The 26969-nt window shown below is 63.2% G+C and carries 24 protein-coding genes, 1 tRNA gene and 1 pseudogene; 9 read left to right on the top strand and 17 right to left on the bottom strand.

All coding sequences use genetic code 11. The features are described 5' to 3' along the window. The 6 genes from BBD46_RS21135 to BBD46_RS21160 all read right to left on the bottom strand — a co-directional run bounded on the left by BBD46_RS21135 (window position 1) and on the right by BBD46_RS21160 (window position 7584). Window positions 1-1779, bottom strand: a complete 1779-nt coding sequence (locus BBD46_RS21135; RefSeq protein ID WP_071403664.1) for an acetyl/propionyl/methylcrotonyl-CoA carboxylase subunit alpha — start codon at window positions 1777-1779, stop codon at window positions 1-3. Window positions 1780-1788: 9 nt separating this feature from the next. Next, window positions 1789-2955: an acyl-CoA dehydrogenase family protein gene (locus BBD46_RS21140; protein ID WP_071403618.1), complete on the bottom strand. Its 1167-nt coding sequence runs from the start codon at window positions 2953-2955 to the stop codon at window positions 1789-1791. Window positions 2956-3336: 381 nt separating this feature from the next. Further along, window positions 3337-4851 (bottom strand): UbiD family decarboxylase domain-containing protein, encoded by a 1515-nt coding sequence (locus tag BBD46_RS21145; RefSeq protein ID WP_071403619.1) that lies wholly within the window; start codon window positions 4849-4851, stop codon window positions 3337-3339. Beyond that, the gene (locus BBD46_RS21150) at window positions 4848-6536 is read right to left on the bottom strand and encodes a UbiD family decarboxylase (protein WP_071403620.1); all 1689 of its coding nucleotides are present in this window, start codon (window positions 6534-6536) and stop codon (window positions 4848-4850) included. Before BBD46_RS21150 ends, BBD46_RS21145 begins: the two co-directional genes overlap by 4 nt. Continuing rightward, the gene (locus tag BBD46_RS21155; RefSeq protein ID WP_071403621.1) at window positions 6533-7150 is read right to left on the bottom strand and encodes a ubiD operon protein; all 618 of its coding nucleotides are present in this window, start codon (window positions 7148-7150) and stop codon (window positions 6533-6535) included. The genes BBD46_RS21150 and BBD46_RS21155 overlap by 4 nt, the downstream gene beginning before the upstream one ends. Window positions 7151-7389: 239 nt before the next feature. Next, window positions 7390-7584 (bottom strand): cold-shock protein, encoded by a 195-nt coding sequence (locus BBD46_RS21160; RefSeq protein WP_004267330.1) that lies wholly within the window; start codon window positions 7582-7584, stop codon window positions 7390-7392. Between the two features lie 280 nt (window positions 7585-7864). Between BBD46_RS21160 and BBD46_RS21165 the strand changes: the two genes are divergently transcribed. Continuing rightward, the gene (locus tag BBD46_RS21165) at window positions 7865-8074 is read left to right on the top strand and encodes a hypothetical protein (protein ID WP_071403622.1); all 210 of its coding nucleotides are present in this window, start codon (window positions 7865-7867) and stop codon (window positions 8072-8074) included. 9 nt (window positions 8075-8083) lie between these two features. Here the strand turns inward: BBD46_RS21165 and BBD46_RS21170 are convergent, their stop codons facing one another. After that, the gene (locus BBD46_RS21170) at window positions 8084-8827 is read right to left on the bottom strand and encodes a carbonic anhydrase (protein ID WP_071403623.1); all 744 of its coding nucleotides are present in this window, start codon (window positions 8825-8827) and stop codon (window positions 8084-8086) included. A 158-nt stretch (window positions 8828-8985) separates the two neighbouring features. On the opposite strand from BBD46_RS21170, the gene BBD46_RS21175 reads away from it, so the two are divergent. Beyond that, a complete protein-coding gene (locus BBD46_RS21175) occupies window positions 8986-10002 on the top strand; it encodes an NADP-dependent oxidoreductase (RefSeq protein ID WP_071403624.1) in 1017 nt (338 codons plus the stop codon). 539 nt (window positions 10003-10541) lie between these two features. On the opposite strand, the gene BBD46_RS21180 is transcribed toward BBD46_RS21175, so the two are convergent. The 4 genes from BBD46_RS21180 to BBD46_RS21195 all read right to left on the bottom strand — a co-directional run bounded on the left by BBD46_RS21180 (window position 10542) and on the right by BBD46_RS21195 (window position 14512). Continuing rightward, complete coding sequence (locus BBD46_RS21180) at window positions 10542-11117, bottom strand: zinc ribbon domain-containing protein (RefSeq protein ID WP_071403625.1); 576 nt, start codon at window positions 11115-11117, stop codon at window positions 10542-10544. An 87-nt stretch (window positions 11118-11204) separates the two neighbouring features. Beyond that, complete coding sequence (locus BBD46_RS21185) at window positions 11205-12017, bottom strand: ABC transporter permease (RefSeq protein WP_071403626.1); 813 nt, start codon at window positions 12015-12017, stop codon at window positions 11205-11207. Continuing rightward, window positions 12017-13102, bottom strand: coding sequence for an ABC transporter ATP-binding protein (locus BBD46_RS21190; protein ID WP_071403627.1), 1086 nt, complete (start codon window positions 13100-13102; stop codon window positions 12017-12019). The genes BBD46_RS21185 and BBD46_RS21190 overlap by 1 nt, the downstream gene beginning before the upstream one ends. 165 nt (window positions 13103-13267) lie before the next feature. Then, a complete protein-coding gene (locus BBD46_RS21195) occupies window positions 13268-14512 on the bottom strand; it encodes a site-2 protease family protein (protein ID WP_071403628.1) in 1245 nt (414 codons plus the stop codon). Window positions 14513-14751: 239 nt separating this feature from the next. On the opposite strand from BBD46_RS21195, the gene BBD46_RS21200 reads away from it, so the two are divergent. The 3 genes from BBD46_RS21200 (at window position 14752) to BBD46_RS21210 (ending at window position 17213) form a co-directional block, all read left to right on the top strand. Next, window positions 14752-15282, top strand: coding sequence for a 50S ribosomal protein L16 (locus tag BBD46_RS21200; protein ID WP_071403629.1), 531 nt, complete (start codon window positions 14752-14754; stop codon window positions 15280-15282). 229 nt (window positions 15283-15511) lie between these two features. After that, window positions 15512-16207, top strand: a complete 696-nt coding sequence (locus tag BBD46_RS21205; RefSeq protein WP_071403630.1) for a hypothetical protein — start codon at window positions 15512-15514, stop codon at window positions 16205-16207. Window positions 16208-16337: 130 nt separating this feature from the next. Further along, window positions 16338-17213 carry an ATP-grasp domain-containing protein gene (locus tag BBD46_RS21210; protein ID WP_071403631.1) on the top strand — a complete coding sequence of 292 codons (876 nt, stop codon included), beginning with the start codon at window positions 16338-16340 and terminating at the stop codon, window positions 17211-17213. A gap of 98 nt (window positions 17214-17311) precedes the next feature. Here BBD46_RS21210 and BBD46_RS21215 read toward each other — a convergent pair whose 3' ends face one another. Together BBD46_RS21215 and BBD46_RS21220 are read right to left on the bottom strand one after the other, a co-directional pair. After that, window positions 17312-17713: an Hsp20/alpha crystallin family protein gene (locus BBD46_RS21215; protein WP_071403632.1), complete on the bottom strand. Its 402-nt coding sequence runs from the start codon at window positions 17711-17713 to the stop codon at window positions 17312-17314. Between the two features lie 183 nt (window positions 17714-17896). Continuing rightward, on the bottom strand, window positions 17897-18910 hold the full coding sequence (locus BBD46_RS21220; protein WP_071403633.1) for a type II glyceraldehyde-3-phosphate dehydrogenase: 1014 nt from the start codon (window positions 18908-18910) through the stop codon (window positions 17897-17899). A gap of 194 nt (window positions 18911-19104) precedes the next feature. Between BBD46_RS21220 and BBD46_RS21225 the strand changes: the two genes are divergently transcribed. Then, complete coding sequence (locus tag BBD46_RS21225) at window positions 19105-20064, top strand: aminopeptidase (protein ID WP_071403634.1); 960 nt, start codon at window positions 19105-19107, stop codon at window positions 20062-20064. A gap of 54 nt (window positions 20065-20118) precedes the next feature. On the opposite strand, the gene BBD46_RS23315 is transcribed toward BBD46_RS21225, so the two are convergent. Further along, window positions 20119-20571, bottom strand: a complete 453-nt coding sequence (locus BBD46_RS23315; protein ID WP_253184617.1) for a hypothetical protein — start codon at window positions 20569-20571, stop codon at window positions 20119-20121. A 144-nt stretch (window positions 20572-20715) separates the two neighbouring features. Between BBD46_RS23315 and BBD46_RS21235 the strand changes: the two genes are divergently transcribed. From BBD46_RS21235 to BBD46_RS21245, 3 genes are all read left to right on the top strand, one after another. Beyond that, window positions 20716-21369, top strand: a complete 654-nt coding sequence (locus BBD46_RS21235) for an HVO_0476 family zinc finger protein (RefSeq protein ID WP_071403635.1) — start codon at window positions 20716-20718, stop codon at window positions 21367-21369. Window positions 21370-21540: 171 nt separating this feature from the next. Beyond that, window positions 21541-22215 (top strand): protein-L-isoaspartate(D-aspartate) O-methyltransferase, encoded by a 675-nt coding sequence (locus tag BBD46_RS21240; protein WP_071403636.1) that lies wholly within the window; start codon window positions 21541-21543, stop codon window positions 22213-22215. Window positions 22216-22301: 86 nt separating this feature from the next. Further along, window positions 22302-23048, top strand: coding sequence for a protein-L-isoaspartate O-methyltransferase family protein (locus BBD46_RS21245; protein ID WP_071403637.1), 747 nt, complete (start codon window positions 22302-22304; stop codon window positions 23046-23048). A gap of 180 nt (window positions 23049-23228) precedes the next feature. Here the strand turns inward: BBD46_RS21245 and BBD46_RS21250 are convergent, their stop codons facing one another. The 3 genes and pseudogenes from BBD46_RS21250 to BBD46_RS21260 form a co-directional block, all read right to left on the bottom strand. Next, window positions 23229-25436 carry a bacterio-opsin activator domain-containing protein gene (locus BBD46_RS21250; protein ID WP_071403638.1) on the bottom strand — a complete coding sequence of 736 codons (2208 nt, stop codon included), beginning with the start codon at window positions 25434-25436 and terminating at the stop codon, window positions 23229-23231. Between the two features lie 241 nt (window positions 25437-25677). After that, window positions 25678-26092, bottom strand: a pseudogene (locus BBD46_RS21255) (group I intron-associated PD-(D/E)XK endonuclease). A gap of 427 nt (window positions 26093-26519) precedes the next feature. Continuing rightward, window positions 26520-26592, bottom strand: a tRNA-Asp gene (locus BBD46_RS21260). Between the last annotated feature and the right edge of the window lie 377 nt (window positions 26593-26969).

The raw sequence follows: 26969 nt of genomic DNA on the forward strand, positions 1-26969 counted from the left end.
TCACTCCAGTACGACCAGCGGGTCGCCCATGTCAACCGAGTCGCCCTCGGAAACGGGAACCGAGGCGACGGTTCCAGTTCCTGGCGCGACCACGTCGTTCTCCATCTTCATCGCCTCGAGGACGCAGACCACGTCTCCGCTGGCGATTTCGTCGCCTGGTTCGACGTCGATCGAGAGCACGGTGCCTTGCATTTCGGCCGTGACTGCGTCGCCGGCTGCGACCTGTTCGGTAGCGCCAGACCCACCACCCGATCCTGACGACTCACCAGCGTCTGTGCCGCCGTTGCTGGCCGCCCGCGGCAGGCCGTCTTCGACCAGCACGTCGAATCGCCGGCCGTCGACCTCGACGGTAAGTTCGTGCTCGCTCGCGTCATCACCGCCTGCGCCGCTGGCTGCTGCACCCGAGCCCCAGCGCTCGACTGCGTCGGCGAGTTCGTCCTGGCTCACCTCGTGGTCGAGGTAGGCCGTCGTGTGCTCGCCTGCGCGGAAGACCTCGTCTGCGAGCATGAGTCGGTGGAACGGCACGATGGTTTCGGGACCCGAGATGTCGAAGTGGGCGAGCGCGCGCTGTGAGCGGTCGAGACAGCGCTCGCGCGTCGGTGCGCGAACGATCAGTTTTGCGATCATCGAGTCGTAGTCGCCCGCAATCTCGTCGCCCTGGGAGACCGCGTCGTCGAGGCGAACGCCGAGGCCACTCGGTGGGTTGTAGGTTTCCAGCGTGCCTGGCGTCGGCGCGAACTCCTTGGCGGGGTTCTCGGCGTTGATCCGGAACTCGATGGCGTGGCCCTCGATGTCGATGTCCGCCTGTTCGTAGGGGAGTTCCTCGCCGGCCGCGATGCGAAGCTGTTCCCGGACGATGTCGATTCCCGTCACCTCCTCGGAGACGGTGTGTTCGACCTGGATCCGGGTGTTGACCTCCATGAAGTAGAACTCGCCGTCCTCGACGAGGAACTCGACGGTGCCGGCGTTCGTGTAGCTCGCCTCGCGGACCCCGCGGCGTGCTGCCTCGCCGATCGACTCGCGCAATGAGTCGTCCAGTGCTGGACTCGGCGCTTCCTCGATGACCTTCTGGTGCCGGCGCTGCAGCGAGCAGTCGCGTTCGCCCAGGTGGAGCACGGTGTCGTGTTCGTCCGCCAGAATCTGCACCTCGACGTGCTTGGGGGACTCGAGATACTTCTCGACGTAGACCGTGTCGTCGTCGAAGTAGGCCTCGCCCTCGCGTTTCGCGCTCTCGAAGGCGTCGTCGGCCTCCTCGGCGCTGCGGACGATTTTCATACCGCGACCGCCACCGCCGCCGGCGGCCTTGATCGCGACGGGGTAGCCGTACTCCTCGCCGAGTTCGCGGACCGCTGCGGCGGAATCGACGGGATCGGTCGTGCCGGGGACGACCGGGACATCGGCCGCTCGCATGACCTGTCGGGCCGTCGTCTTCTCGCCGAGGGCCTCCATCGCCTCGCTCGGCGGGCCGACCCAGGTGATCCCCTCGGTATCCTCGACGCGGGCGGCGAACGTGGCGTTTTCCGCGAGGAAGCCGTAGCCGGGGTGGATCGCGTCGGCACCCGCGCGGTCGGCGACGTCGATGATCGTCTCCTGATCGAGGTAGGAGTCGCTCGCGGGTGCGGGGCCAACGTTGTAGGCCTCGTCGGCGTACTCGACGTGGCCCGCGTTTCGGTCCGCGTCGCTGTAGATTGCGACGGTGTCGATGCCCAGTTCCTCACAGGCTTGCATGACGCGCACGGCGATTTCGCCGCGGTTGGCAACGAGTAGTTTGCTAAACATCGTGATCACTCAGTAGGACTTGGGGAAGCCGAGCTGCTGGCTGATGTGGTTGTACGCCATCTGCTGGGAGACCGGCGCGAGCCGGGTCAGGTTGATCTCGCGCCACCAGCGCTCGACGTCGTACTCGGTGGCGTACCCCCAGCCACCGAAGGCCTGCATCGACTGCTTGACGGTCTCGATCCCGGCGGACACGGCGGTCGCCTTCGCGACGTTGGTCTCGTAGGCACAGTCTTCGCCCTGGTCGTAGAGCCAGGCCGCCTTCTCGCGCATGAGCGCGGCGGTCTCCATCTTCGCGTAGGGTTTCGTGATCGGGAACGAGACGCCCTGGTGAGAGCCGATCGGCGCGTCGAACACCTCGCGCTCGTTCGCGTACTCGATGGCCGTGTTCGCGGCGAGTTTTCCGATTCCCGTTCCGGCCGCTGCGAAGCCGATCCGCTCGGGGTTGAGCATGTCGACCAGCACCCACCAGCCGTCGCCCTCGTCACCGAGCAGATTCTCCTCGGGGACGCGGACGTTCTCTAAGAAGACCTCACAGGACTTCGAGTAGTTGATTCCGTGTTTGTCGATCGGCGAGACGTCGATGTTCGAGTCGTCCATATCGACGATGAACAGGCTGATGCCGTCCGTGCCGCGGTCGACTTCCTCGCGCGGGGTCGTCCGCGTGACGATGATCATGTTCTCGGCGCGATCCGAGAACGTGATCCAGGCCTTCTGGCCGTTGAGAACGTACTCGTCGCCGTCCTTCTCGGCTTTCGTCGCCACGTTCAGCGTGTTCGTCCCCGCTTCAGGCTCCGTGATGCCGATCGAGAAGTTGCGCTTCCCGTTCGCGATGTCCGGCAGATAGGTCTCCTTCTGGGCTTCGGTGCCGTACTCGCGGATACCGACCGCGGCCATCCCTGCGGTGAGCACGAGGTACCAGGTGCCGGCCATCCCACAGCCCTCCGCACAGAGGGTCTCCATGGCGAGGCCCATCTCTTGCATGCCCATGCCAGCGCCCTCGTACTCCTCGGGGATCAGCAGGCCGTGAAAGCCTGCCTCCGCGAGTTCGTCCCAGAACCCCTCGGAGAACTCGCCGGCTTCTTCCTTCTCGCGCCAGTGTTCGGGGCCGTACTCCGCGGCCACGTCGGCCGCCGTCTGTCGGATCAGATCGCGTTCCTGTGTAGATTCGAAGTTCATAGTCTGTAGTCTGCGTATCGTCGTGCACCGGTATCCGTGTCCCTCCCCGATAGTTGGGTCGTCGACACGTCGTGACTGACCTCGCGCGACCACCCAGTTCGCGGGACGTGAACCAGTCGGTTGCCGCGCGATGGCATACACCGAAGCGGTTTCGCCATCCCCAATAACTGTTCCGGTAACTTTTGCGCGACTTACCGGGGGAACCAACCAGTACAGCACGTCGAGCCAGAACTCAACCCGGCGCTTGCTTGCGTAAACAGTATCGTATACACCAGTATCGAACGTGACCGGTTCAGTACCTACTGGTCGGTACTCGAGTACACCGGTGCCCAGAAAGAGACTCGAAGCCGTCCGCTACTTGCTGGTCGCTGGTCTCGCCTGTCACTCCAACGACTCGGACTCGTCGCCGACGTTAGCCATCGATTCGGGCTCGAATCCGAATTCCGTCCACGAATCCCGAACTGCCTCGCGGAGTTCAGGCGGGTACGATTCGTCGAACGAGACCCGTGGCGCGATGTACTCGTCCGTCCAGCGCGGGTCCCAGGTGGCGTCGACGTAGAGGCGTGCGCCGGTCTCGCCGCCGTCTTCGCGGGAGCTCTCGCCTCCACCGCCGCCTCGGCCGTACGTTGGCATCCGCGCACTCGGCGCGTCGGGCTCGCTCACCAGCCAGTCCCGCGAGGGGTGGGCCTTGACCCAGCTATCGCCGAGTGCCCGGCCGAGATTTCGCGGGCTGATCTCGGTGTCGACGACGAGCACCTTGTCGAAGCAATCAGAGAGCGAGAACAGCAGGTTCGCAAGCTGCCACTCGAAGCCGGCGTAAAGAATCTCCGAGGCGACGATGCAGAGTCCGAGTCGCCCCTCCGCGGGCAACAACAGCCAGTCAACCGGCGCGACACCCCAGTAGCTGTTGACCCGATCGAACAGCGTCGCCGACAGCGAGAGGGCTGCAAGCTGCAGGTCGTCCGACAGCGGCACCCCCAGCGGCGTGAACGGCACGACCGGTTCCTCGCGGGCGAAGATGGAGGTGGACTCGAGTGTCAGCGTCGTTCCCCCACCCAGTCGCTCCCAGAACTCGCGTTTCTCGGACTGGGTTGCGGGCTGGCGGTCGGCGACGGTGGTTTCGACGACGACTTCCGCGGAACTTGGAACCACGCCGCCGGCGGTTGGGATGACGGGCACCGTCGCGCCGACGCCGCGGTCTTCGATCGGCGTCTCGAGTCGGTCCGTGATCGCGAGCAGGTGCGTCGCCGCGAGCGCTTCCGGGGGAACACCGAGTGCGATGGTGACCGCCGTGCCCGTCTCGAGGAGGTCTCGTTCAGCGACGGCCGCCGGCACTCGGGCACGGATGGTGTTGCCGTCGAGGACGGTACCGTGAATCGGTGCCCAGTACGTTCCTCGGTCGGTACCGATCGAGAGCAGTCCGAGGGTGAACCGCGGCCAGGCCTCGTCCGGCGGCGTCGGGAGCCCGAGTTCCCGCAAATCCTGCGCCGTCGCGTCGGCAGCGCGCTCGACGTAGGTCACGTCGCGCTCGTCGCGGCGCTCGCCGAGCGCGAGAAGGGACTCGAGCACGTCGGTGTAGGCAGGATCCTGGTCGATGCCGAGCCCGATGCCGAGGCGGGTCCAGGGGTAGCGCTGTCGGTGTCGGGAGTCCGTTGTGTGTTGTCCGCGCGATTGGTCGATGCCGCCGTAGACGCCGCTTGCGAGGGTGACGGTGGGTGTGGTGGGTACGGTGGGTGCGCCCTCGCGGCCGGTTTCGGGTTCTATCTCGATCGCGTGGCCACCCGCTCGAAGCGCTTCCGCGGCGACGACCTGCGGGGAGCAGTCGGCGGGTCGGGAGAGCGTGCGACAGTCGTCGGTTCGGTGAAGGAACTCGAGGTGCTTGCGGAAGGCGGTCATCGATTCTGGTGCTGTGGGTGCTGGTGTCGCGTCGCGTCGGTCTCGTGATCGATTGCACTGTGCGGTTCGCCCATCGCGTCGGTTTCGGTAGCGACGCCTGCCACGTCGGACACACCGGCCACACCGGCCTCGGCGAGCAGATCGCGTGCGCGCCGCCGCTTCTCGGAATCGCCGATGGTCTGAGTCGGCCGTTCGTCATCCGAGAGCGCGTCGATGTATGCCTTCGCGGTCTTCGACTTCGAGGTCCCAACGGCGGCACTGCCCTTCTCGTCGGGCGTCTGGTAGATGTTCAGTGGCACCTTCGGCATGCGTTCGACGCCGAACTGGTGGAAGTCCGTCGCCGGATCAGCGTGTAGCGCGAGCGCTTCCACCACTGCACGCGAGTCGAGCGGGTTGACCTCGCGGTCGACGAAGACGAAGCAGTCGATGTGGAGCATCCCCCAGGTGGTGAAGATGAAGTTCGCGAGTTCGTGTAGCGCGCCCGGATAGGGCCGATCAGTTGCAATCACCCAGACCGTTCGCTCGGTGTAGGGCCAGGGCGCGGCCATCGCGACATCGTAGCCCGCGGCGCGCAGGCCAAGCGTTGCGTCCGGTCCGGCGGCCGCGACCTGCAGCGAACTCGTCGAGTTGCTGGCGTAGCCGACGCCAGAGCCCTCTACGCAGAAGAGAAGGTACGGCCGCTCACGGTGGGTAATCGCGTCGACCGCGAGCACCGGCATGGAGCGGCGCGGCCCGTTCACGTAGCCGAAGTAGTCGCCGAACGGTCCCTCGTCGAGCCGTTCCTCCGGAAGAATCCGTCCCTCGATGACGAGTTCGGCCGACGCCGGCACGCGGAGGTCGTTCGTCTCACAGGGGACGAGTTCGACCCGCGACTCCTGCAGGCCGCCGGCGAACGTCGCCTCGCTCCGCCCGACGGGGATCCACATCTCGCTGGCAGCGGTGACCGCCGGCCCCGCGCCGAGAGTGAGGGCAACCGGCATCGCCTCGTCGCGGCGCTCGTACTCGTAGTAGTAGCGGTTTGGGAGCTGCTCGCCCGCGAGGAACAACACGCTCGCCCGGGACTCACCGTGGATCATCGCCCGGTGGCGCGACCAGCGCCCCCACTCGCCGTCCGGATCAGGTGCGACCAGCGTCGTCAGGGTCGCGTAGCGCCCGCCGTCCTGCTGGTGGATGTACGGCCAGGGGAACTCGAGTAGGTTCGCGTCTGTGTTTGCGTCCGGATTCGCGTCCGTCTCTGCATTCGTCTTCGCGCTCCCGGTTGCGCTTGCGCTTGTGTTTGTACTTGTGTCTCTGTCTGCAGCCGCGCGAGTGCGAACGACCTCCTTACACGGCGCTGTCTCTGGCTCGACGACGGTCGGTTCGCGCTGCTCCTCGAGTCGGTCGATAAGCTGGGTGTAGTAGGCAGGTCCCGACAGCCGTGCCGGCCTCGGCAGATCGAACGCCCGCGCGAGGTGGTCGAACTCCCGTCCGCGGGGACCGCGGTAGGGATCGCCGACGAGGCGGGCAGCCGTCCCGTTGCCCTCGACGGATTCGAAGACAGGGATCCGCTCGTCGGCCGCGTTCGCGGCCATCGTGATCGCGCTCGCTTCGAGGTCCCAGGAGACCGGCGTCTCGATTTCGGTGAGCGCACCGGCGTTCTCGAGTACGGTGAGAAACTCACGGAACGTCGTTGCGGGGGTCGTCATCGGGAGGGATGGGTGCGATCGCGGTCGGTCGGCACTGTCGTGGTCGGCGTGGTATCAGCATCGCTGAGGGCATCCCTACTCTCATTCCCATCCGCCTCCGTATTCGGGGCTGCGCGCTCGTTCCCGTCAGCCGTCCGTTCGAGTGCCTCACGCAACGGATCGGAGTCGTACTCGGTGCGGAGTTCGTCGTACGTGTCGAGCAACGCCGGCTCCTGCTCTGCCAACTGACTGAACAACAACTCGCGGATAGCCGCCGACGAGGACTCGTAGCGTCCCGTTTCGACGAGATACTCGAGGAGAACCTTCAGATCGTCCGATCTGGTGTTGAGTACGTTCGAGCGCTCGCGCTGAGAGGAAGCGAGGGACTCGAGTAGCGCCTCGTCGACGGCGCGGTCGACGAACTCGACGTACCACTGTTCGGTCGTGGTTTCGTGGGGGCCGCTGACGACCGAGAGGGGGTGTGGCTCCTCGAGGTGTGTTTCGGTTCTGGACAGACGGACGCGCGCCTCGAAGATTTCCTTCGTTTCGGGGTCGCGTAGCTGGAGGGTCGTTACTGTCTCGCCTGTCGCATCCTCGGGGACGTGTTCTGCGGCCGTGACGTACTGGTTCGCCATTGGTGGTGAGTCGTGTTCGGCTGCGTGCCAGTCGATTCGGTCGCCGAAAACCGCCCGACTGGGAAGTCAAACCGAAGCTACAGACGCGAGCGAGATAAAAGGGCACGGTCGTCGACCGGTTACAGCGCAGCCGCTCGGTTCGGGTTGCCAGTTTCGGACCGCCAGTAGAGAACGACGGCGCTGTCGCTCACAGGTGTAGAATACTGCAGTCAAGAGTCGATACCGTTACGAATTCCGCCTTACAGGCGCTCGACGTTCGTCGCGCGCGGGCCCTTTGGGGCCTGCTCGATTTCGAACTCGAGCTCCTGTCCTTCCTCAAGGTCCGGGCCGCCGATGTCTTCCATGTGGAAGAACACGTCGTCGTCCGCGTCCTCAGTCTCGATGAATCCGTAGCCGCCTGTGTCGTTGAAGAAATCAACGGTTCCTTTCGCCATTGCTTCTGAAGAGAAGGGTGCTGGACGCATAAACCCTGCGACTCGTCCGATAATGCACAATAGCGGCGCGTTATGGCCGCTGTGTACTGTTGTGGCGATAATTGCCGATACGCATCAGTATACTCACCGTCTCAGTTGGTGGCCGTTACAGTTGCGAAAGTCCGCGAACTGGTCTTGCCTGTCGTCGACCCGATCAGCAGGGGGTCTGGAATCGCGCACGTACTCGAGCCGACGTGTGTTGGTACCGGAACTATGTGCTCTGGTCGTGCCATGGTGTACCATGGATGGGGTTCTGAACGAACACACGAAAACGATCCACAAGCACAGAGACGAACAGACGGACCAGGCCGACGTGCAGACGATTTGTGGCGCGACTGCCCACGTGACTCACGGTCGATTACAGGTCGTCCCGATCGAGCGGACAACCGATGATCGGACCATTACGCGCTGTGGGCGTTGTTTTTCTGACGCTGACGGTGGCGGCTACTGACTGGCCGGCTCACCACAGTAGACTGCGCGTTGCAGACTCGAACTCCGGCGGGACGAGTTCAGCGATCGCCTCCGGCTGGGTCTCGCCGTCGACGTTGACCAGATACGCGCGGCCGTGTTCGTCGCCGTAGACGCCCTGGAAGTCGTAGACGAACCCGTACACGCTGACCTCTTCGGGCACGTCCTCGGCGGCGCGGAGGAACTCGACTTGTCGGTCCACGTTGAACTCGACGAGCTGGTTGATGATCGTCTCCTCGTCAGCATCGGCATCGATCCGGTCGGACTCGAGTCCGGCTTCCACGACGGGGACGAGCTGTTCGACCCACTTGTCGACGCCGCGCGGGCCGGGAAGCTCGCCACCAGTTGCGGCCTCGTAGGCGGCTGTGACGGCCCCGCAGCCGGTGTGGCCGACGATGACGGCAGCGCTGGTTCCGGCGTGGTGAATCGGGTACAGCAGGCCGCCGTCGACGATGCGTTCGCCGTGGTCGACGTCCCAGACCTGGTTGCCGATGTTGCTCGGTGTGAAGACGGAGCCGGGATCGGCGGCGTTCCACATTCGCTCCTGGGGGACGCGCGAGTCGGAACAACAGATCGAGACGACATCTGGCTGCTGGCCGTCCTGCACGGCTGCGAAGTACTCATCCGGTAGTGCGTCGGCGTGCGCTGCGTTGCCGGCGAGCAGGTCGGTCAGTACGGTATGCCCGTCGCTCGGATAGGACGACTCCTGGGACTCCTGTTCAGCGTTACCTCCCATACGAATTCACGCACCCACTGGCGTCAAAGGCGTTACTCTTTGGGAGTTCGTTGGCACCCGGTTGGATCTATGTTGATATCCGGTTGATACCCAGGTAGCGCCTGACCGGCGGGTTCCGGGAACCAAATATTGACCTGCCGACACACCAATGCGTGTGTATGGTATCTACGCGCCAGTGGCACCTCGCGAGCCGCCCGACCGGCGAACCGACGATGGATAACTTCGACCTCGTCACCGTCGACCTCGACGACCTCGGTCCGGGCGAGGTGCTCGTCCGGACGCTGTACCAGTCCGTCGACCCGTATATGCGCGGCCGGATGCGCGATGCCGAATCCTACGAGGAACCGTGGGACGTCGGCGAGCCGATGCAGGCCGGCGTCGTCGCCGAAGTCGTCGAGTCGAATCACGACGGCTACGAGTCGGGCGACATCGTCACCGGCGAACTCCTGTGGGCCGAGCACGCCATCGCGGACGGCGACGAACTCCGGCCGGTCAACCCTGACCACGGCCCGATTTCGACTGCGCTCGGGACGCTCGGCATGCCCGGCGTCACTGCGTACTTCGGCATGCTCGACGTGGCCGAGCCGACGCCGGGCGATACGGTCGTCGTCTCGGCCGCTGCGGGTGCGGTTGGCTCCGTCGCCGGTCAACTCGCTCGCCTCGCTGGCGCGCGCGTCGTCGGTACCGCAGGCTCCGACGAGAAGGTCGACTGGCTCACCGACGAACTGGGCTTCGACGCGGCGATCAACTACAAGGAGACCGACGACCTCGGACGTGCGATGGCCGAGGCCTGTCCGGACGGTGTCGACGTCTACTTCGACAACGTCGGCGGACCGATCACGGACGCCGTCTGGCCGCTGCTCAACGTCCGATCGCGGGTCGCAGTCTGCGGACAGATCTCGATCTACAACGCGACGGAGGTGCCGACCGGGCCGCGCAAACTCGCCAAACTCATCGAGAGTCGCGCCCGCGTAGAGGGATTACTCGTTCGTGACTACGAGGACCGCTGGGGCGAAGCACTCCGCCGGCTCTCGACGTTCATCCAGAACGAGGAGATTCGGTACCGCCAGCACACTGTGGAGGGCTTCGAGAACGCGCCCGACGCGTTCCTCGGGCTGTTCGAGGGTGATAACATCGGGAAACAGCTCGTGCAGGTCGGCGAGTACGAAGCGTAACGGGTGAGACGGATAGCGACAAACAGCGGCAGACACCGACAGACAGCGACAAACTGCGACAAACTGCGACAGGCGACGGTGACCTCCTCCTCGCCGTAAACGGCGAGGCTTCCCACGGTACCGCACCGCTGGTTTGGGATATTTGCTGGTTTACGACCTGTCAGCATGACGGGCCGATGGCGGGGTCACACCGCCGTTACTCCTATCCCGGCAGGGGACTCGGAGTTATCTTGACCAAGACACCACAGCGGTTCGAGAGGGTGTCTCGACCGTTCTGGGCCTCGGAGTCCCGATATTGTCCGATTAGGTGGGCGGTCATGCCGCCTCGGTGTATGTCATGCTACAATACGATATAACTTAAATATCCGTATTGTTACTGAACGAGGATTGTGGAGTCGTCGTTGGATTCACGCCCGTTGAGCAAACCGAAGGTTTGCGATGCCCATCAGAACGTGGAACGTTCTGAGGTCGTCGTAAACGACGGGATTCTCTCCTTGAAGAAAGATAGCAGCGACACACAGCGAGCGTTTTCCCACTTCTCAGACAATCTCCGGCGTGAACGGATACTGCCAGACCTCTCCATCGTTCGCCTTCACCGCCGCGACGACGCAAAAGGCGATATCGAGGAACGGCAGGATGATCAAACCGAGGATACCGACGCCGACGATGACCAGCATCAGCGAGAGCAGCATGTAGATGGTGAACATAATCTGCCAGTTCACCGCCATCCGCGCGTTCGCGTCGACGAACTCGTCCTCCGTAACGACGAGCACGATTAGCGGACCGATGAGCCACGTAAAGATCGCGAGTAGATGCGTCACGGCAGCGAACGACGTATCGTTTCGCCGCGTTTCGTATCCCGGCGCATCGTAGCCGTCCGACCCGTACCCGGCCTGCTCGTAACTTCCGGAGCCGTAGTCGTCCGTTCCATAGTCATCGGCCCCGTAGTCGTCGGCTCCGTAGTCGTTCGTCCCCCACTCATCCGTTCGACCGCCACTCTCACTTTCACCTCCAGCACGGTCGTCTCGGCCAACTTCCGCACCACACGACGAACAATAATTCGCGCCGGACTCGAGCACCGACCCGCAGTTCCAGCAGTACTCTTCGCTTTCCATAGTTGACAATACGCTCGCACGAGGCAATAAAATGGCGTTGATCTTGCGTCCGGTGGCTGTCTGCTCTTTTAGCCCACTCTCAGGTGCTCAGTCAGTGAGTCCGTACCCGATCTTGAACAGGTAGACGTCGATCGCGAGGACGGCGACGGTTAGTAGCGTGAGCACGCCGAGGGAGGCAAGCGGTGCGAACTCGGCATAGGCTGCCGGTGCGACTTCGAACATGTCGGAGTAGCCGAGCAGGCCGTAGCGGACGCTGTCGACCATGTAGACCATCGGGTTCAGCAGCGAGACGGCCTGCCAGATCGGCTCGAGCATCGTCAGCGAGTAGAAGACGGCCCCGAAGAAGACCAGCGGGCGCAGGATGAACTGGTTCATTACGGTGAGGTCGTCGAAGTCCCGCGCGACGAGGCCGCCGATGATTCCCAGCCCTGCAAAGAGCGCGGCGATGACGACCATCGTGGCTACGAGGAAGAGGCCGTTCTCGATGCTGATCGGCACGAACAGGCGGCCGATAACGGCGATGATGACGCCGACGATCAGCCCGCGAACGGCGCTCGCGGAGACGTAGGCGACGACCATCTCGACGTACGACAGCGGCGAGGTTAGCGTCTCGTGGATGTACTCGTTCCACCGCCCGTGGAAGATCGAGAACGAGGCGTTCTCGAAGGCGTTCGAGATGGTGCCGAGGACGATGAGTCCGGGGATGAGAAAGAGGATGTAGCCGAAGTCGGCACCCTCCACGCCCTCAACCGGGCTGTCGATGCGGCCGCCGAGAATCATCCCGAAGACGGCGAAGTAGAGTACGTTTGTGATCGCCGGTGGCATGAACGTATTCTTCGGTCGGCGGATGAATCGCAAGAGTTCGCGCTTGAACAGGGCACGAAAGCCGACGGAGAGCATTAGGCGACCCCCTCCTGTTCGCGCTCTTGCTCGTGCTCGTGTTCGTGCTCTCGCTCTTGTTCTTGTGTCTGTCCGTGCGCCGCCTCACTAGCAACATCATCGCCATCAGGTCCTCCACTCCCACTTGCGCTCGACGCAGACGACCGCGTCACCGACCGATCCTTCTGGCGCGTCAGATCCACGAAAATCTCCTCGAGTGATGTCCGCGAAATCTCGAGATCTGCAATCTCGTGGCCCGCCGCTTCCAGGTCGTGCAACACCTGCGGCACAGTCGACCCACCGTCGTCGACGCGGATCTCGAGTTGGTTGCCACTCGTCGACACCTCGTGGGCGTACTCGCCGAGGTCGGACTCGATGGTCGTGGCAGCGGGCGGGGTGGACTCGAGTAGAATCTCGATCGTGTCCGTGCCGCGGCGTTTGAGGTCGTCCGGGGTTGCCACGGTGACCTTGTGGCCCTCGTTCATGATGGCGACGCGGTCACAGAGGCGTTCGGCCTCCTCAATGTAGTGGGTCGTCAGGAGGATGGTGGTCCCCTCCTCGTTGAGTTCGGTGACGAGGTCCCAGAGGTCGTGGCGCAGTTGGACGTCTACGCCCGCGGTTGGCTCGTCGAGGATCAGCAAGTCGGGGTCAGTAACGAGCGCCCGCGCGAGGAGCAGGCGGCGTTTCATCCCGCCGGAGAGCCAGTCGAAGCGTTCGTTTCGCTTGTCGTAGATGCCGACGCGCTTGAGTACCTCGTCGGCGCGCTCGCCGGCTTCATCTTCGGGAATGCCGTGGTAGCCGGCCTTGTGCATCAGGACTTCCCGGATCGGGAAGAAGCGATCGACGTTGAACTCCTGCGGTGCGAGCCCGATTGCATTGCGAGCCTGCTGGTAGTCGGACTCGACGTCGTAGCCGAAGACCCGCGCTTCGCCGCCCGACTTACGGACGAGACCGACGAGCGTGTTGATGAACGTCGTCTTCCCCGCGCCGTTGGGGCCGAGGAGGCCGAAGAATTCGCCCTCCTCGACGGTGAGCGACAGCTCGTTCAACGCGCGCAACTCCCCGTAGTCCTTCACGAGATCGACGGTCTCGATGGCCGGTGGCATCGGCGCACTCTCGGCTACCGCCGCGGTTAAGAATGTTGGTCTCGGGACGCGAGACGGGTGTTTCTTCGACTATGGGGCCATCTCTGGCCGGCAATCCTCGTCCTCGCCCTCGAGTTCACGCTCCCCTTTCCCCTTCCGCTCATTCTCACTCTCACGCTCACGCTCTCAATCCGCGCGCTGGGCCTGTGCCGCGAGGCCGACGGCCCCGCTCTTCTGGACGATGTCGAAGGCGGTCATGATGTCCGAGCGCGAGATGAGGCCGACGAGGTCGTCGCCCGCCCGTGGTTCACTGCCGGGTGGCACGTCAGTCTCCTGTCCGGGAGTACCAACGTGGCCGTTTCGTTCGACCACCAGCAGCCGACCGATGTCGTTCTCGCGCATCTGTTCGATCGCGGTCATCGCGTCGGACTCGGCGGAGATGGTCTTCAGGTCCGTCGTCATAATCTCCTCGACGGTGTAGGCATCGCGTTCGACTGGTTGGATCTCGCGGGCGTCCGAGAGCGTCACGAGTCCGACCAGCCGACCGCCGCCACCGTTGGATTCGACGACCGGGTAGCCCGTGTGGCGTTCGCTGAACATCCGCTGGATGAGCTGTGCGACCGAGGCGTCGGGGGTGACCGTGTGGAGGTCACTTGCCGGCGTCATGATATCCGAGACGGTCACGTCCTGGAACGCCGCTTTCATCGTCACCTGCTGGGCCTCGCTCGAGGCGGCGATGTAGACGAAGAACGCGATGCCGAGCAGGATGATGTTGAACGGCGGGATGAGCGCGAACAGACCCATGAGGACCGCAAAGAACTTGCCGATGCTCGCGGCCTGCTGGGTCGCCTGTGCGTACGGCTTCGATCGGGCGAGAAAGGCTCGCAGGACGCGGCCGCCGTCCATCGGGAACGCGGGCAGCATGTTGAACCCCGCGAGTGCGACGTTCAAGATTGCGAGGTAAGCAAGCACGAACTGCGTGCCGTCCATGCTCGCTGGGGTGACGTAGAAGAGGCCGAACGAGGCGATACCGACGAGCACGGAGACGATGGGGCCGGCGATGGCGATCGCGAACTCCTGTCGCCAGTCTTCGGGCATCTCGGAGAACGCGGCGACGCCGCCGAACAGCCAGAGCGTGATCGAATCGATCGGGAAGCCGTAGCGCTGGGCGGTCAGCGAGTGGCCGAGTTCGTGAAAGACAACGCCGACGAACAGGCCGATTGCAGCGGCAAGGCCGAGGATCCAGGGGTTCCAGCCAGCCGTTACGGCCTCCACGTCGATGCTGGCTCCCATAAACGCATTGAGGAGTTCCGTGACAGCACCGATCTGGAACCCGATAAGATACGCAAATAACGGGAGCACCAGCAGGAACGTAATATCGAGTTTGATCGGGATTCCGAAGAGGGTCCCGATCCGGAAACTCTTCATCATGCGTTATGATACCTGCGGTAGAAACTTAAGTACGCCGCCGTATTGAGCGGATTTGCCTCGCTTGACTGGCCACTTCTCGCTCCCGGATCGCCCACCCGTTTCACACCGCACCGACACTCTCTTGCGACACACTCACACTCAAAGAGCGAGTGTGAGCGGTCTCGTGGGGGAGTTTCGAGCGCGCGCTTCGAAGGCTTTATCCGGACGGTAGGCCTGCCTTTTCGTAAGTAACCACAACCATGTCAGACAAACCCGCCTCAATGTACCGGGACATTAGCAAGCCAGCATACACGCGACGCGAGTACATCACTGGCATTCCCGGCTCGAAGATTGCACAGCACCAGATGGGCGACCTGCAGGCAGACCCCGAGGACTACCCGGTCCAGATCAGCCTCATCACCGAAGAAGAGGTCCAGATCCGACACGGCAGCCTCGAGGCCTCCCGTCTCTCGGCTAACCGCCACATGCTGAAAAACGCTGGCGAACACCAGTACAAGATGATCCTGCGCAAGTTCCCCCACCACGTCATCCGGGAGAACAAGCAGGCAACCGGCGCTGGTGCAGACCGTGTTTCCGACGGGATGCGCCAGTCCTTCGGGAAGATCGTCGGCACCGCAGCCCGCATCGACGCCGGCGAGCGCATCTTCACGATCTGGTGTGACGTCGAGGACGCCGAGTTCGCCAAGGAGGCACTCCGTCGCTCCTACAACAAGATCACGCCGCCGTGTCGCATCGTCGTGGAGAAGGGCGAAGAGCAGCTCATCGCCTAAACTGAGACCCACCTTTTCACTGCAGTTTATCCCGTTACTGCAGCAACGCTGCCAGACAGCGCGGCGTCTCTCGACACCAACCGGACAACCGAAGTTACTCTGCAACGTCGCTCTTCGTAGCCGCGAGTGGACTGGTGATTTCGGTCTGGATGTTCCAGATTACGCACCCCGTTGATTCGACAGCAACCGACCCGAAAGAATAACGAGGGCACCCTGTGGCCAACGGTGTATGGAACGTCGACGAGTCCTCGCCACTGCTGGCACTCTCCTTCCAACCTCGGTCGCCGGCTGTATCTCCATTTCGACCGATTCAGGCGACGAGGGCGGCGAATTTCCGGAACCGGTTGTCGAAGCCGTTCGGGTTCCAGCAGTCGCGCATGTCGACCGCGACGGCATGCCGCCCATCGAATCGATCGATGCGGACGCCAGTCCTAGTCCCAGTTCCAATTCCGGTTCTGCGTCCGATCCCGACTCCACTTCTACTCTCGAACTCACCGGCACGTTCGAAAACGACGGTGATCCCGGCGAGGCCACGATTTTGCTGTATCTCCTCGAGGCGGACGACGATAGCGACGCCGTCCTCACAGCCCCCGCGCCCGCCCACGGGACCAGTGTCCACTTCGACGCGGGCGAACGGCGCGAAATTGTCTTCGACGATGCCGATCTCGACGGATACGACGCCTACTACCTCGAGGCCCAGATCGGGGCTATCGAGGCAGATGTCCGAAACGACGGCGAGGCGGGCGCTATCGACGTCACACTCACCACACCGAGTGGCGGACAGGTTCGCGGCCATATCGACGACCAGCAGGAACTCGAGTTGGATCCAGACGAAACCGAGACGATCTCCTTCGAGGGGGCGTTTTCGCGGGATTCGTACGACGTGCACGCGGAGGCGACGCATGCGGAGGACGCTGACGAGTAGAGTCGCTACTGAACGTCAGTACATACCCAATCGCATCGTTGTCGTTCGATTGGCGTGTAAATAGTTTCAGTTGTTACGATAGGCCTGGTGTCGAGCTACCTTTTTGTCGCTCTACTCCCGAGGTCGGTGTATGATCGAGCTCGCGGTCGCCAACGCGAAGCAGACGTTTCGGCGGATGCGCGACCCGCTCGCAGAACGCGATGTTCGAGTCCATCACGTGCCCGCGAGCGAGCGCGTGGTAGACCTGACCGATCCGCCGTGGGTGCCCGACGAGTACGATGTCGGCTTCGTCTACCCTGGCCGGTTGATGGAGGGCGGCGTCGCGGACGCCTTACTCGAGATGCCGTGGCTCAACGACCGCGAGGCGGTGCTGACCTCGCGGAACAAAGCCGAAGTCATCGCACGACTCGACCGGGCTGGCCTCCCAGTTCCGAAGTCGGTCTACATCTCGAACGACGTCGACGAGGACGAACTGGCCGACGTCTTCGCGCAGTTCGATCCCCCCGTCGTCGTCAAACCGAACTCGACCACGCGCGGCGTCGGCGTCGCGAAGGCACACGACTTGGACTCGTTTCTGGGGATCTGTGACTACCTCTCGCTGGTCCACGACTACCGGGCGACCGGCGACCGCTCGTTTCTCGTCCAGGAATACCTCCCCGACGCGACCGACTATCGCGTGATGGTACTCGAGTCCGAGTACGTCGGCGCGGTCGAGCGACGGCTGCCGGACGATGCGGTCCAGGAGGGACAGTGGAAGCACAACGTCCATCGGGGCGCGGAGGCGACGGGGGTCGAGTTGCCGACAGAGTGGCACGAGGTTGCCGAGGCTGCGGCGCGGGAACTCGATATTTCCTTCGTCGGCGTCGATCTGCTCGTGACGGACGACCGGGTGGTGATTAACGAGACGAACGCGCGCCCGACGATCGACGCAGAGACGAAGTACGAGCCGGGGTTTTACGATCGACTGGGGGCTGCGATTCGTGAGACGGCGGCGCAGGGGCTGTGAGCCGGTAGCGTGTGGTGAGTCGGTAGCTGACCCAGAGGCAGAAGCAGAACAAGGCGATCGGAGACCAAACCCGGACGACTACTGGACCGCGAGTCGGCTTACTCGAGACTGATTCCCGAGGACTGTTCGGCTGGATCGAAGACGACCTCGAGCACGCCGTTGTTGTAGGTTGCAGAGGCCGTGTGTTCGTTGACCCGCTGTGGGAGCGAGATTCGCTCGTCGTACTGGCGGTGGTCGCTGCCCGCGGAGATGGTCAGCGTCTCGCCGTCACATTCGAGGTCGATATTTTCCTTTTCGACGCCGGGGAGATCCGCAACGACGCGCAGTTCATCGTCAGTTTCGTGAATATCGACGTGCGTATCCATGCCAAAGCCGGTGTCGACGTTTCGAGAGGAGTTGAAGTTGACGTTCGTGTCGGCACCGTCCATCATCTCGTTCATCATCCGTTCAATCTCGCGAAAGAGGTCATCGAAGGGCTCGTCGCGGTCGTCTCTTCGCATAGACGCCAGTAGTGGCCCACGGGGGAAAAACTTTCTGTCGGAACTAGTTGTTTCGGTGACTCGAGCGGCGTCTCGAGCGCCGAATCGGCTGTTTCGGTCCGAAACGGTTCGGCTCTTCTGGTGGCGTGGTTGTCTGCTGCGGTACTGTATTCTGTGCTCCAGGAGAGGCGCGTAACCGACGGCTCAGAGCCCGATGCCGAGCGTCTCGTCGGTCGTCTCGATGCTCTCCTCGGCGTCGGCCTCGCCGAGCACCGCGCGAATCGCGTCGACGTTCTCCGGCACGACGTCGCTTTCCTGGTGGATGCCCTGGAAGAGGTAGAGGTCACGACCCACGGTCGAGATGGATTCCTCCCAGATGGCGTTCTCCCAGACATCGCCGCGTGGCCGGCCCGCGTCAAGGGCGTACTCCTTCAGCTTCCCGCTGCCGTCGATAGCCATGTGCTCGGGGATCAGGAACAGCCGCGACTCGTCGGCGAACAGCTCGCGAACGTCGGCTGCGTCGACCTCCTCCTCGAGTGTGACGTTGAGACTGTGCATGTGCATCAGCGTCGCTGGGACCTTCATCCCGAGCGTGTCGATGTCGAGGTCGTCGAAGATGGTCTCGACATCGGGGCCGTGGTGGGACGGAATCGTCACCGGGTTCGGGAGGATGTCGTTGATCGGACCGCGGGAGGTCTGTCCGGGGTCGCCGCCGCGGCGGACGAGCGTGGCGCGGACCTTCTCGACGCCGTACTCCTCTCGAAGCGGTGCGATGACGCGGGAGAGGCCGGTCGTGTTACAGGAGACGACGCGGACGTGATCGGCGGCGGCGGCCTCCTCGAAGTTCGAGCGCGCGTTGAAGCTCACGTCGACCAGATCGGCGTCCTCGCCACCCTGGTAGAGCGCGGGCGTCTCGTATTCCTCGTACAGCGACTTGTTCTCAGCGCCGATGCCGGAGGGCGTGGCGTCGACGACGACATCCGCGTCGGCGACGAGTTCGTCGACGGAGCCGGCGATGTCGAGTCCGGCCTCGCCGAACAGGTGCTCGCGTTCCTCGATAGCGGCGTAGAGCGGGAATCCCTTCTCGATGGCCGTCTCGGCTTCGAAGTTCGGTCGCGTCTTCGCGACGCCGAGGACTTCCATATCGGGCTGGGCCCGGACGGCGTCTGCGACGCGTTTGCCGATGGTACCGTAGCCGTTGATCGCGACCTGGATCATTGTGTATCCGGCAGTCCACTACCGAGGCGGATAACCGTTTCGAGGCTTCTCGCGGGATTTTTACTCGCCTTGGAGTTTCTCAGCACGATTTCTAGTTCACTCTGCTGCCCGTGTCCCGAACGCAGTGCCACACTCTTCAGCGTCGAGACTCACAGAGGGGAAGACATATTCACTCGCCGCACACACCCTGACGTATGTCTACCCCCACCACGCTTCGGGATCCAGCCGAAACCGCGGTCGAACAGTGTCTGGCACTCGAGTCCGACGAGTCCTGTGCGATCGTCACCGACGACAAGCGCGAGCCGATTGGCGAGGCGCTCTACGACGTGGCGAGTGAAATTACGGACGATGCGGTGATCGTACGCTACCCGCCGGGATCGACCCACGGGAGCGAGCCGCCAGCGCCGGTGTCGGCGGCGATGGCCGACGCGGACGTGGTACTCGCGCCGACGACCAAGAGCCTGAGCCACACCCGCGCCCGAACCGAGGCCAACGAGGCTGGCGCGCGCGTCGCTACGCTGCCCGGAATCACCGAGGAGGTCTTCACGACCGGACTCGATGCGGACTACGAACTGATCGCGGACCACTGCGCCGACGTTCGCGAGCAGGTCGACGACGCCGACGAGATTCGAGTCACCGCGCCCGCGGGGACCGACATCACGTTCGACGTTAGCGGCCGCGACTTCCTCTCGGATACCGGCATCGTCCACGAGCCAGGCGTCATGTCGAACCTCCCCGCGGGTGAGGTATTCGTCAGCCCCGAGAGCGCCAGCGGCACCTTCGTTGTCGACGGGACGATGATGCCCCACGGCCTCCTCAACGACGACCAGACGCTCGCGTTCGAGGTTGAGGACGGTCTCGTCACGGACATTTCGGACGGCGACATCCGCGAGACGGTCGAGAGTGCGGCCGAGGAGGTCGGCGACGCAGCGCGCAACCTCGCGGAACTCGGTATCGGAACTAACGTCGCCGTTACGGAACTCGTCGGCTCGGTCCTGCTGGACGAGAAGGCCGGCGGAACGGTCCACATCGCGATCGGTGACGACGCCGGAATCGGCGGCGACGTGGAGGCACCCATCCACCTCGACGGCATTATTCGCGGGCCGACGGTGTACGCGGACGGCGCGGAAGTGGAACTTCCGCAGAGCGAGTAACGGAACGGCAGTCGCTGTTCTCTCCCTGCTGAGGACTGCCGCAGTAGCAGCGTCTCAGAGCTCTTTGCGCGTTTCTTCTCTGCCGTACGCACCGTTTTCGATCGCGACGACGGTTGCCGGTGCTGCGCCCTCGAATTCGACGATGATTCGGTACGACGTCGCGGTGAACACGTCCTCGCAGGTATCACTCCCGTCGTGTTCCCGACCGATTCGGACCGTCAGTTCGTCGGTGTCTGCATCGTACTCCGGCTCCTCGATTTGGCTGCTGTAACAACTGTTTCCGATCGGAAACACGCCGCTCACCTGAATCTCTCGGCTGTCGGCGTCGTACGCTACGGCCGGCGGGTCCTCACCGGTTCCGGATTCATCGCCCGACTCCGTTCGTGTCTCCACAATTTCTGTTTCGCCGGCCGGCTCCGTGTCGACCACAGCGGAATCGACACAGCCGGCCAGTGCCGCCAGCGTCAGTCCGGACGCCGACAGCAGGTTTCGTCGCGAGCGTTGCATACGTTCGCCCACAGTGACAGGATACAAGTGTTTTCTGTCGTCTTCTCGTTGCCGCTGGCAGGCAACCACCAGTACCGAGCAGTCGAATCGCTCGGTCAGCACAGGTCCAATCGCCTTTTAGGCACGTAGCGTCTACGCCGTGCTATGAACGATATTCCGGATCGGATTCCGACGCCGTGTCCGTCGTGCTCGCCGGACCTCGAAACCGTTCACGAGGTCCTCACCGAGGGCGGCGGCTCCCTCACCGTGCGCTGCAGCGAGTGCAGTCACGTCCACAAAGTACAGCCAGAACGAGAGCGCGAGGTAACCCTCGACGTCGTCGTCTCCCAGGACGGCGAATCGTTCACCGCCAACGTGACGACGCCCGAAGGTGCGACCATCGAGGTCGGCGACGAGTTCCTCTTAGAAACTGAGGAGGTTCTCTCGACCGTTCGCGTAACCAGCCTCGAACTCGACGGTCAGCGCCGCGTCGAGAGCTCCCCGGCCGACGAGATCGAGACCGTCTGGACGCGCGAGGTCGACAACGTCTCCGTCGATATCACGATCCACCCACAGGACGGCTCGCGCGACGACAGCCGAAGCATCACGGTTCACGTCCCCGGCGACTACGAGTTCGAGGTCGGTGCAGTCGACGACTTCGGTGACGACGAGTTCGAGATCGACGCCTTCGTCGTCCGCCAGGCAGTCACGGGCTACGACCGCGACCGGTACGATATGGAGGGCGATACGGTGCCAGCGAAGGACGTCAAGCGCGTCTATGCCTACGACGAGACGTCGAGCGCGTGGTCGGCCTGGTAACGAGCGCGTCCCTCTCCACCGTTCCACCGTTCTACTTCTCCACCTCTCACACCGCTTGCACCCTCGCACCGATTCCTCCTCTCACTCTTCCTCTCTCGACCTCACTCTGAACCAGCACGCACCTGCGCCCCCAGACTCTTTCCTCCCGAACGCGAATTGGTACCTATACCTATGTTCGATCGCTTCGGTCGCTCCGGTCGCGACACCGACGATCCGGACGACGGCGACTTTGCGGCCGCTCGCGAGCGGATGGTCCAAACCGTTTCCCACCGCGTCGACGACGAGCGCGTCCTCGACGCACTCGAGTCCGTTCCGCGCCACGAGTTCGTGCCCGCCGACCGGCGCGGTAACGCTTACGCGGATCGGCCGCTCCCTATCGGGGACGGCCAGACGATCAGCGCGCCGCACATGGTCGCAGTCATGGCCGACCGACTCGATCTCGAGCCGGGTGACGACGTCCTCGAGATCGGGACGGGCTGTGGCTATCATGCGGCCGTGACGGCCGAGATTGTCGGTCCGGAGCACGTGTACACCGTCGAGTACAGCACTGATCTCGCCGAGTCGGCCCGCGAGACGCTCACAGCACTCGGTTACGGCGATGTTGCGGTCCGAACGGGTGACGGCCGAAACGGGTGGGAAAAGCACGCACCCTACGACGCGGCCTACTTCACCTGTGCGACGCCGTCGATTCCGGAGCCGGTGCGTGAACAGCTTCGGTCTGGCGGGACACTCCTCGCCCCTGTTGGGACGAGCCACCAGACGCTCGTCGAGGCGACGAAGCGGGCTGACGGCTCGCTCGACCGGTCCGAACACGGTGGGGTTCGGTTCGTCCAGCTGCGCGGGTGAGCCGTTGGCGCCACGGGTGGACCACCAGACCGACTTCCGTCTTGCGCAAGCGCGCCATTCATATCCACCGACCAGATAGCTCGACTATGGATCCCGCGGTACTGCGAGAGGACATGGTCGACGGACTCGAGTCCCCGGCCAAGGACGTCCTCCAGAACGAGACCGTCGCTGTCGCGATGCGTGACGTGCCTCGTCACGAGTTCATCGACGACGAGCGAACGGCGTACGCCGACCGTGATCACGAGGTACACGGAACGCGTGTGCTCTCGCCGAGCACCGTCGCCCGGTTTATGGACGCCCTCGCACCGACGGCGGGCGATGACGTGCTCGTCGTCGGGGCTGGCGTCGGCTACACCGCCGCACTCGCAGCCGAGATCGCCGGCGAGACGAACGTCCACGCGATCGACATCGCTCGCCCGCTGGTCATCGAAGCGCGCCGGAACCTCGCCGGTGCGGGATACGACGGCGTGCTCGTCGACCGCCGCGATGGAGCCGACGGACTCCCCGAATACGCCCCGTTCGATCGTATCCTGCTGGAGGCCGCCGTCGTGTCGCCCCCGCGGGCACTGCTCGATCAACTGGCACCGAACGGACGGCTGGTCTACCCGGAAGGAACTCAGCGCCAGCGCGTGGTCACACTCACGGGCGACGATGACCGGATCGAACACGATGCCGTCTCACTGGAGCCGTTGCTGGTCGAGGGTGAGCAGCCCGGAACCATCGAACGAAATCGGACGGCGCGTGAAGATCGAGAGTACGCCCAGCGCCGCGCCGAGTCCAGACGCGGCTGGGAACAGGAGTGGATCGAGTGGGAACGGTCTGTCGACTCGTAAGTACTACAAACGAGTTGACCAACCGCTCTACCTGTGGCTCTCGAGTCGTAGTTCCGGAAAGTGGGGGTGGGGATTAGGGGGGTGGCGACAGTCTCTCGCAGATCGCCATCTATGCGTATGAACGGGAGGGGGTTAAGTATACTTTCTAACTGATTAGATACTGTCTGGGCAAGGTACTAATCAATTAGAATGCCCATCGAGGGCCAGTGTAACCAGCTTCCGTTCGGCCGCCCGAAGGTGGTAGTGATACGTCGGCGACGACACGTCGAGTGCCGCTGCGAGGTCCTCTCCCGTGCTATCTCGGGGCCACTCGAAAAACCCGCTGTAGAAGGCCGCCTGCAGCGCTTCGTGTTGCTTGTCGGTTAACTCCTCCTCGAGATAGGTGTCGAGTTGTCGGGCCGACCTGGTGCTCGTCGTCTCGCGGCGCGCCTCGAGTTGGGTCTCCGGATAGCGCTCGGTGATCGCCTCGATCAGCGTCCGAGCCTCGACTCGCTTTGGGACGTCGAGCACGAGCGTCGAGACGCCTGCCTCCGCAGTGACGCTGCGTACCGTCACATCGTAGGTCCGCAACACGTCGAGCAGCGGCGTCGTCGAACCGGTGATCTCGAACAGCGTCTCGTCCTCGCCGTCCGAGACGACCGAACAGGTCTCGAGCGCCGCCCACTCCTCGGCAACCGGCCGGATATCGGCCGACGAGGGCGTACTGACGAAACAGACGAACTCGTCATCGTTTCGATCGATAACGCCCGCCACCGTCAGTGACTCCTCGATCCGCGTCGTCAGCCTGTTGAACAACAGCCGCGAGTCACGACACTCGAGTTCCAACTCGAGTCGGCTGTCGGTAAGCATCGCTCGGGTGCGCTCGATGGAGCGAATTGCGTGACCGATCGTCTCTCCGAGTTCGGCGAGCACCTCGCGTTCGGCGTCGCCGATGTCCTCGCCGCCGCCGATATGGACGAGTAAGACTCCAAACGCCCGGTCACCGTCGGTGACGGGCACCGCGAGAACGCGCTGGAAACCGTAGGTGAGCGCCTCGGCACGGCGCTGGTCCCAGGCATCCGTCTCGAGTACGTCACGGATGACACAGGGTTGTTCCGCCGCGAGCGTCTGGCGGATGAGCTTCGATTCGGGGGCCTGGGTTCCGCCGTCACGGATCCGATCCATGTAGGTCGCGTCGACGCCTTCCCAGGTAGTTGGCTCGGGCGGATCGTCGGTGTTCGCGATCCAGGCGAACCGATACCGATCCGTGTCGGCAAGCCGGTCGCAGACCGTCGTTTCGACCTCGGCTCGGGTTGAGGCCTGCGCGACGCCGTGGTTGATCTCGCGGACGATCTCGTTGATGTGATTGAGCCGCGTCAGTTCCTCGTTCTGTTCGGTCAGCGTTCGGTCGTGTTCGCGCAGCAACTGCTCGCGTTCGGCCCGGTCGAGTGCCGCTTCCGTGTTCGCCGCCAGAATCTGGACGACCTCCGTCGTTGTTTCGGCGAACCCATCCGAATCCGTGGTCCCCGCGACGAGCGCCCCGTGTGACCCGAGGGGAACCACCACCTCACTGCGGGTCACCAGTTCCGTGCGGAGAATCCCACTCACACTCGCGTGCGCCTGTTCGTCGTACTCGCGGACGACGCCCTCGGAGAACGCCTCCCAGATCAGATCATCCGACCGCGGGGTGTCGACAGCCGGATCGACTACCGCCCGGGACTCGCCCGGGGACGACGATGACGACGATGACGACGATGACGAGGGTGACGAGGGTGACGTTGGCGTCGACGGTGACGTTGACGATGATTCCGAAGCAACATGTTCGAGAACCCGTTCCGTCGGCTCGAAAGCATACGCCGCAGCGGCTGTCACATCCCGCATCTCCGCCGCAGTTTCGACCGCCGACTCGTAGATCTCGTCTTTCGTCTCCGCGCGCATCAACTCCCGCGTCGTCTCGTGGAGCGTCGTTACCGTCCGCTCGTACCGGCGCTCGCTCTCTCGTAACTCCGTTTCCGCTCGATACTGCGCGACCGCGTTCGTGATCTGATTCGCCAGTAGTGTATACTGCTCTCTGCCCGATTGCTTCTGGAGATACTGGGTCACTCCCGCATCAATCGCCTCGCTCGCGACAGCCTCGGACCCGCGGCCCGTAAACAGAATAAACGGCAACTCCGGATTCACCGCCCGTACGCGCTCGAGCAACTCGAGTCCCGTCAGTTCCGCCATCTCGTAGTCGCTCACGATACAATCGACCGCGTGCTCGTTCCCCTCGAGGTACTCGAGTGCCTCCGGTGCGCTGGTTGTGGGCGTTGCAACGATTGCATCGTGTTCGCGTTCGAGCATCTCGCTGGCAAGCCCGGCGAACCCGGGTTCGTTGTCGACGACGAGAACGGAAATCTGCTGTGACATGGTCGAACTCGAGCTATCGGTCGCCGGCCGTCACATACGATTGGTGACGGGACATGTTCCATCACCGGCGACCTGTAACTGCATCTAGAAGGTTTCAGCGTGTACTAAAATGTAGCCTTCTTCGCTGGTTCCGCTGGTCTGTCCTTGCTGTGTCCGAGGATTCTCGCTGCAATCGTCGCCGAGGCACAACGCAGCAGTGTTCATTGACCGCGATCCGTTCTCCGCCTCACGGAAGCGCAGTCTAGAACCGAAACGTCGATGCCATCCTGACGCGAGGGTGATCGATTTCGGGCTCCTCGAGTCGGAGATACGTACTTTTTGACCCGACCTGCTCGGCTGGGACCCAGTAGAGCGTGTCTGTGTCGATGCAGCGAACGGCGAACGCATCGACTGCGGTACCGTAGTCGACGACGGTCACTTCCCCCGTTTCTCGTCGTCTTTCTCGCCGTCTTGAACCGGTGGACAGCACCGTCGTCCTCCTGCCAGCCGGTTTTGCACTGCACTCGGAACAGGTCGGTACCAGTGTCGAGAATCAAATCATACTTGTCGTTGTCTCCGAACGGTCGCGAGACGGTGTACCCCGTCTCGAGTAGCCGGCACATAATCTTGCACTCGGTTTCGTCGCCGGTTTGTTTCGTGTTCGTCCTCACAGACATCGCAGTTCGCCGGTGTTGGTTGCGTCTTCGTATATGAACCCTCGGCTGTGTTGTGGGGTCGTCGCGCTACAGGAACTCGAACCCTCTTGCTCTTCGAGGCAGGATGTTCGCGACACCGCTACGCGAGTCGCTTACGGGTTAGAAATCGAAGAAGCGCCCGAGGCGGGATTTGAACCACGGTCGCAGCAAGCTGCTCCCTGATTCAAATCCCTGTTGCCGTGTTCTCGAACACAGTATACTCGTAACACAGCACGCTGGTTGCTCGTGAGTTTGAGTTCGAGAAAACGCCCGAGGCGGGATTTGAACCACCTGAACTCGCTCGCGGTGCTCGCTCGTTCCGTAGTTCAAATCCGGTGCTGCCGTTCTTCGATTCAGCATGCTCGCGACACCGCTACGCGGGTCGCTCACGAATCAGGAATCGAAGAAGCGCCCGAGGCGGGATTTGAACCCGCGTCACGACCGTGACAGGGTCGTATGATGGGCCACTACACCACCCGGGCTTGCAATACTTGGTTTCCCGGTCGGAGTATTAAGGGTTTTGTTCTCATCTCGCCGTGTGTGGGAATATTGACCACTCGGTGTACTCGAGTACCGTTGCGTACGGCGCGCGCTGCAATCACAGGACACAGCCGTCGTGCTTGCCGCTCACGCTGTGTGGGGTAACGGATGACTTGCTGCTACTGTTCAGGATGTAGATATAACGGTGGAGTAGAACTCGAAGAGGCGCCTGAGGCGGGATTTGAACCACGGTCGCAGCAAGCTGCTTCCTGATTCAAATCCCTGTTGCCGTATTCTCGAACGCAGCATACTCGCAACACAGCACGCTGGTTGCTCGTGAGTTTGAGTTCGAGAAAACGCCCGAGGCGGGATTTGAACC

This window comes from Natrialba sp. SSL1 (assembly GCF_001861355.1).
Taxonomy (GTDB): Archaea; Halobacteriota; Halobacteria; order Halobacteriales; family Natrialbaceae; genus Natrialba.

Coding starts and splice junctions, on each gene's coding strand:
- BBD46_RS21190 (WP_071403627.1), bottom strand. CDS start 13,102: ATGCCACCGGCCATCGAGACCGTCGATCTCGTGAAGGACTACGGGGAG.
- BBD46_RS21220 (WP_071403633.1), bottom strand. CDS start 18,910: ATGATCCAGGTCGCGATCAACGGCTACGGTACCATCGGCAAACGCGTC.
- BBD46_RS21245 (WP_071403637.1), top strand. CDS start 22,302: ATGGATCCCGCGGTACTGCGAGAGGACATGGTCGACGGACTCGAGTCC.
- BBD46_RS21185 (WP_071403626.1), bottom strand. CDS start 12,017: ATGCTCTCCGTCGGCTTTCGTGCCCTGTTCAAGCGCGAACTCTTGCGA.
- BBD46_RS21210 (WP_071403631.1), top strand. CDS start 16,338: ATGATCGAGCTCGCGGTCGCCAACGCGAAGCAGACGTTTCGGCGGATG.
- BBD46_RS21240 (WP_071403636.1), top strand. CDS start 21,541: ATGTTCGATCGCTTCGGTCGCTCCGGTCGCGACACCGACGATCCGGAC.
- BBD46_RS21170 (WP_071403623.1), bottom strand. CDS start 8,827: ATGGGAGGTAACGCTGAACAGGAGTCCCAGGAGTCGTCCTATCCGAGC.
- BBD46_RS21165 (WP_071403622.1), top strand. CDS start 7,865: ATGGATGGGGTTCTGAACGAACACACGAAAACGATCCACAAGCACAGA.
- BBD46_RS21180 (WP_071403625.1), bottom strand. CDS start 11,117: ATGGAAAGCGAAGAGTACTGCTGGAACTGCGGGTCGGTGCTCGAGTCC.
- BBD46_RS21140 (WP_071403618.1), bottom strand. CDS start 2,955: ATGAACTTCGAATCTACACAGGAACGCGATCTGATCCGACAGACGGCG.
- BBD46_RS21160 (WP_004267330.1), bottom strand. CDS start 7,584: ATGGCGAAAGGAACCGTTGATTTCTTCAACGACACAGGCGGCTACGGA.
- BBD46_RS21215 (WP_071403632.1), bottom strand. CDS start 17,713: ATGCGAAGAGACGACCGCGACGAGCCCTTCGATGACCTCTTTCGCGAG.
- BBD46_RS21235 (WP_071403635.1), top strand. CDS start 20,716: ATGAACGATATTCCGGATCGGATTCCGACGCCGTGTCCGTCGTGCTCG.
- BBD46_RS21135 (WP_071403664.1), bottom strand. CDS start 1,779: ATGTTTAGCAAACTACTCGTTGCCAACCGCGGCGAAATCGCCGTGCGC.
- BBD46_RS23315 (WP_253184617.1), bottom strand. CDS start 20,571: ATGCAACGCTCGCGACGAAACCTGCTGTCGGCGTCCGGACTGACGCTG.
- BBD46_RS21145 (WP_071403619.1), bottom strand. CDS start 4,851: ATGACCGCCTTCCGCAAGCACCTCGAGTTCCTTCACCGAACCGACGAC.
- BBD46_RS21225 (WP_071403634.1), top strand. CDS start 19,105: ATGTCTACCCCCACCACGCTTCGGGATCCAGCCGAAACCGCGGTCGAA.
- BBD46_RS21175 (WP_071403624.1), top strand. CDS start 8,986: ATGGTATCTACGCGCCAGTGGCACCTCGCGAGCCGCCCGACCGGCGAA.
- BBD46_RS21155 (WP_071403621.1), bottom strand. CDS start 7,150: ATGGCGAACCAGTACGTCACGGCCGCAGAACACGTCCCCGAGGATGCG.
- BBD46_RS21250 (WP_071403638.1), bottom strand. CDS start 25,436: ATGTCACAGCAGATTTCCGTTCTCGTCGTCGACAACGAACCCGGGTTC.
- BBD46_RS21205 (WP_071403630.1), top strand. CDS start 15,512: ATGGAACGTCGACGAGTCCTCGCCACTGCTGGCACTCTCCTTCCAACC.
- BBD46_RS21200 (WP_071403629.1), top strand. CDS start 14,752: ATGTCAGACAAACCCGCCTCAATGTACCGGGACATTAGCAAGCCAGCA.
- BBD46_RS21150 (WP_071403620.1), bottom strand. CDS start 6,536: ATGACGACCCCCGCAACGACGTTCCGTGAGTTTCTCACCGTACTCGAG.
- BBD46_RS21195 (WP_071403628.1), bottom strand. CDS start 14,512: ATGATGAAGAGTTTCCGGATCGGGACCCTCTTCGGAATCCCGATCAAA.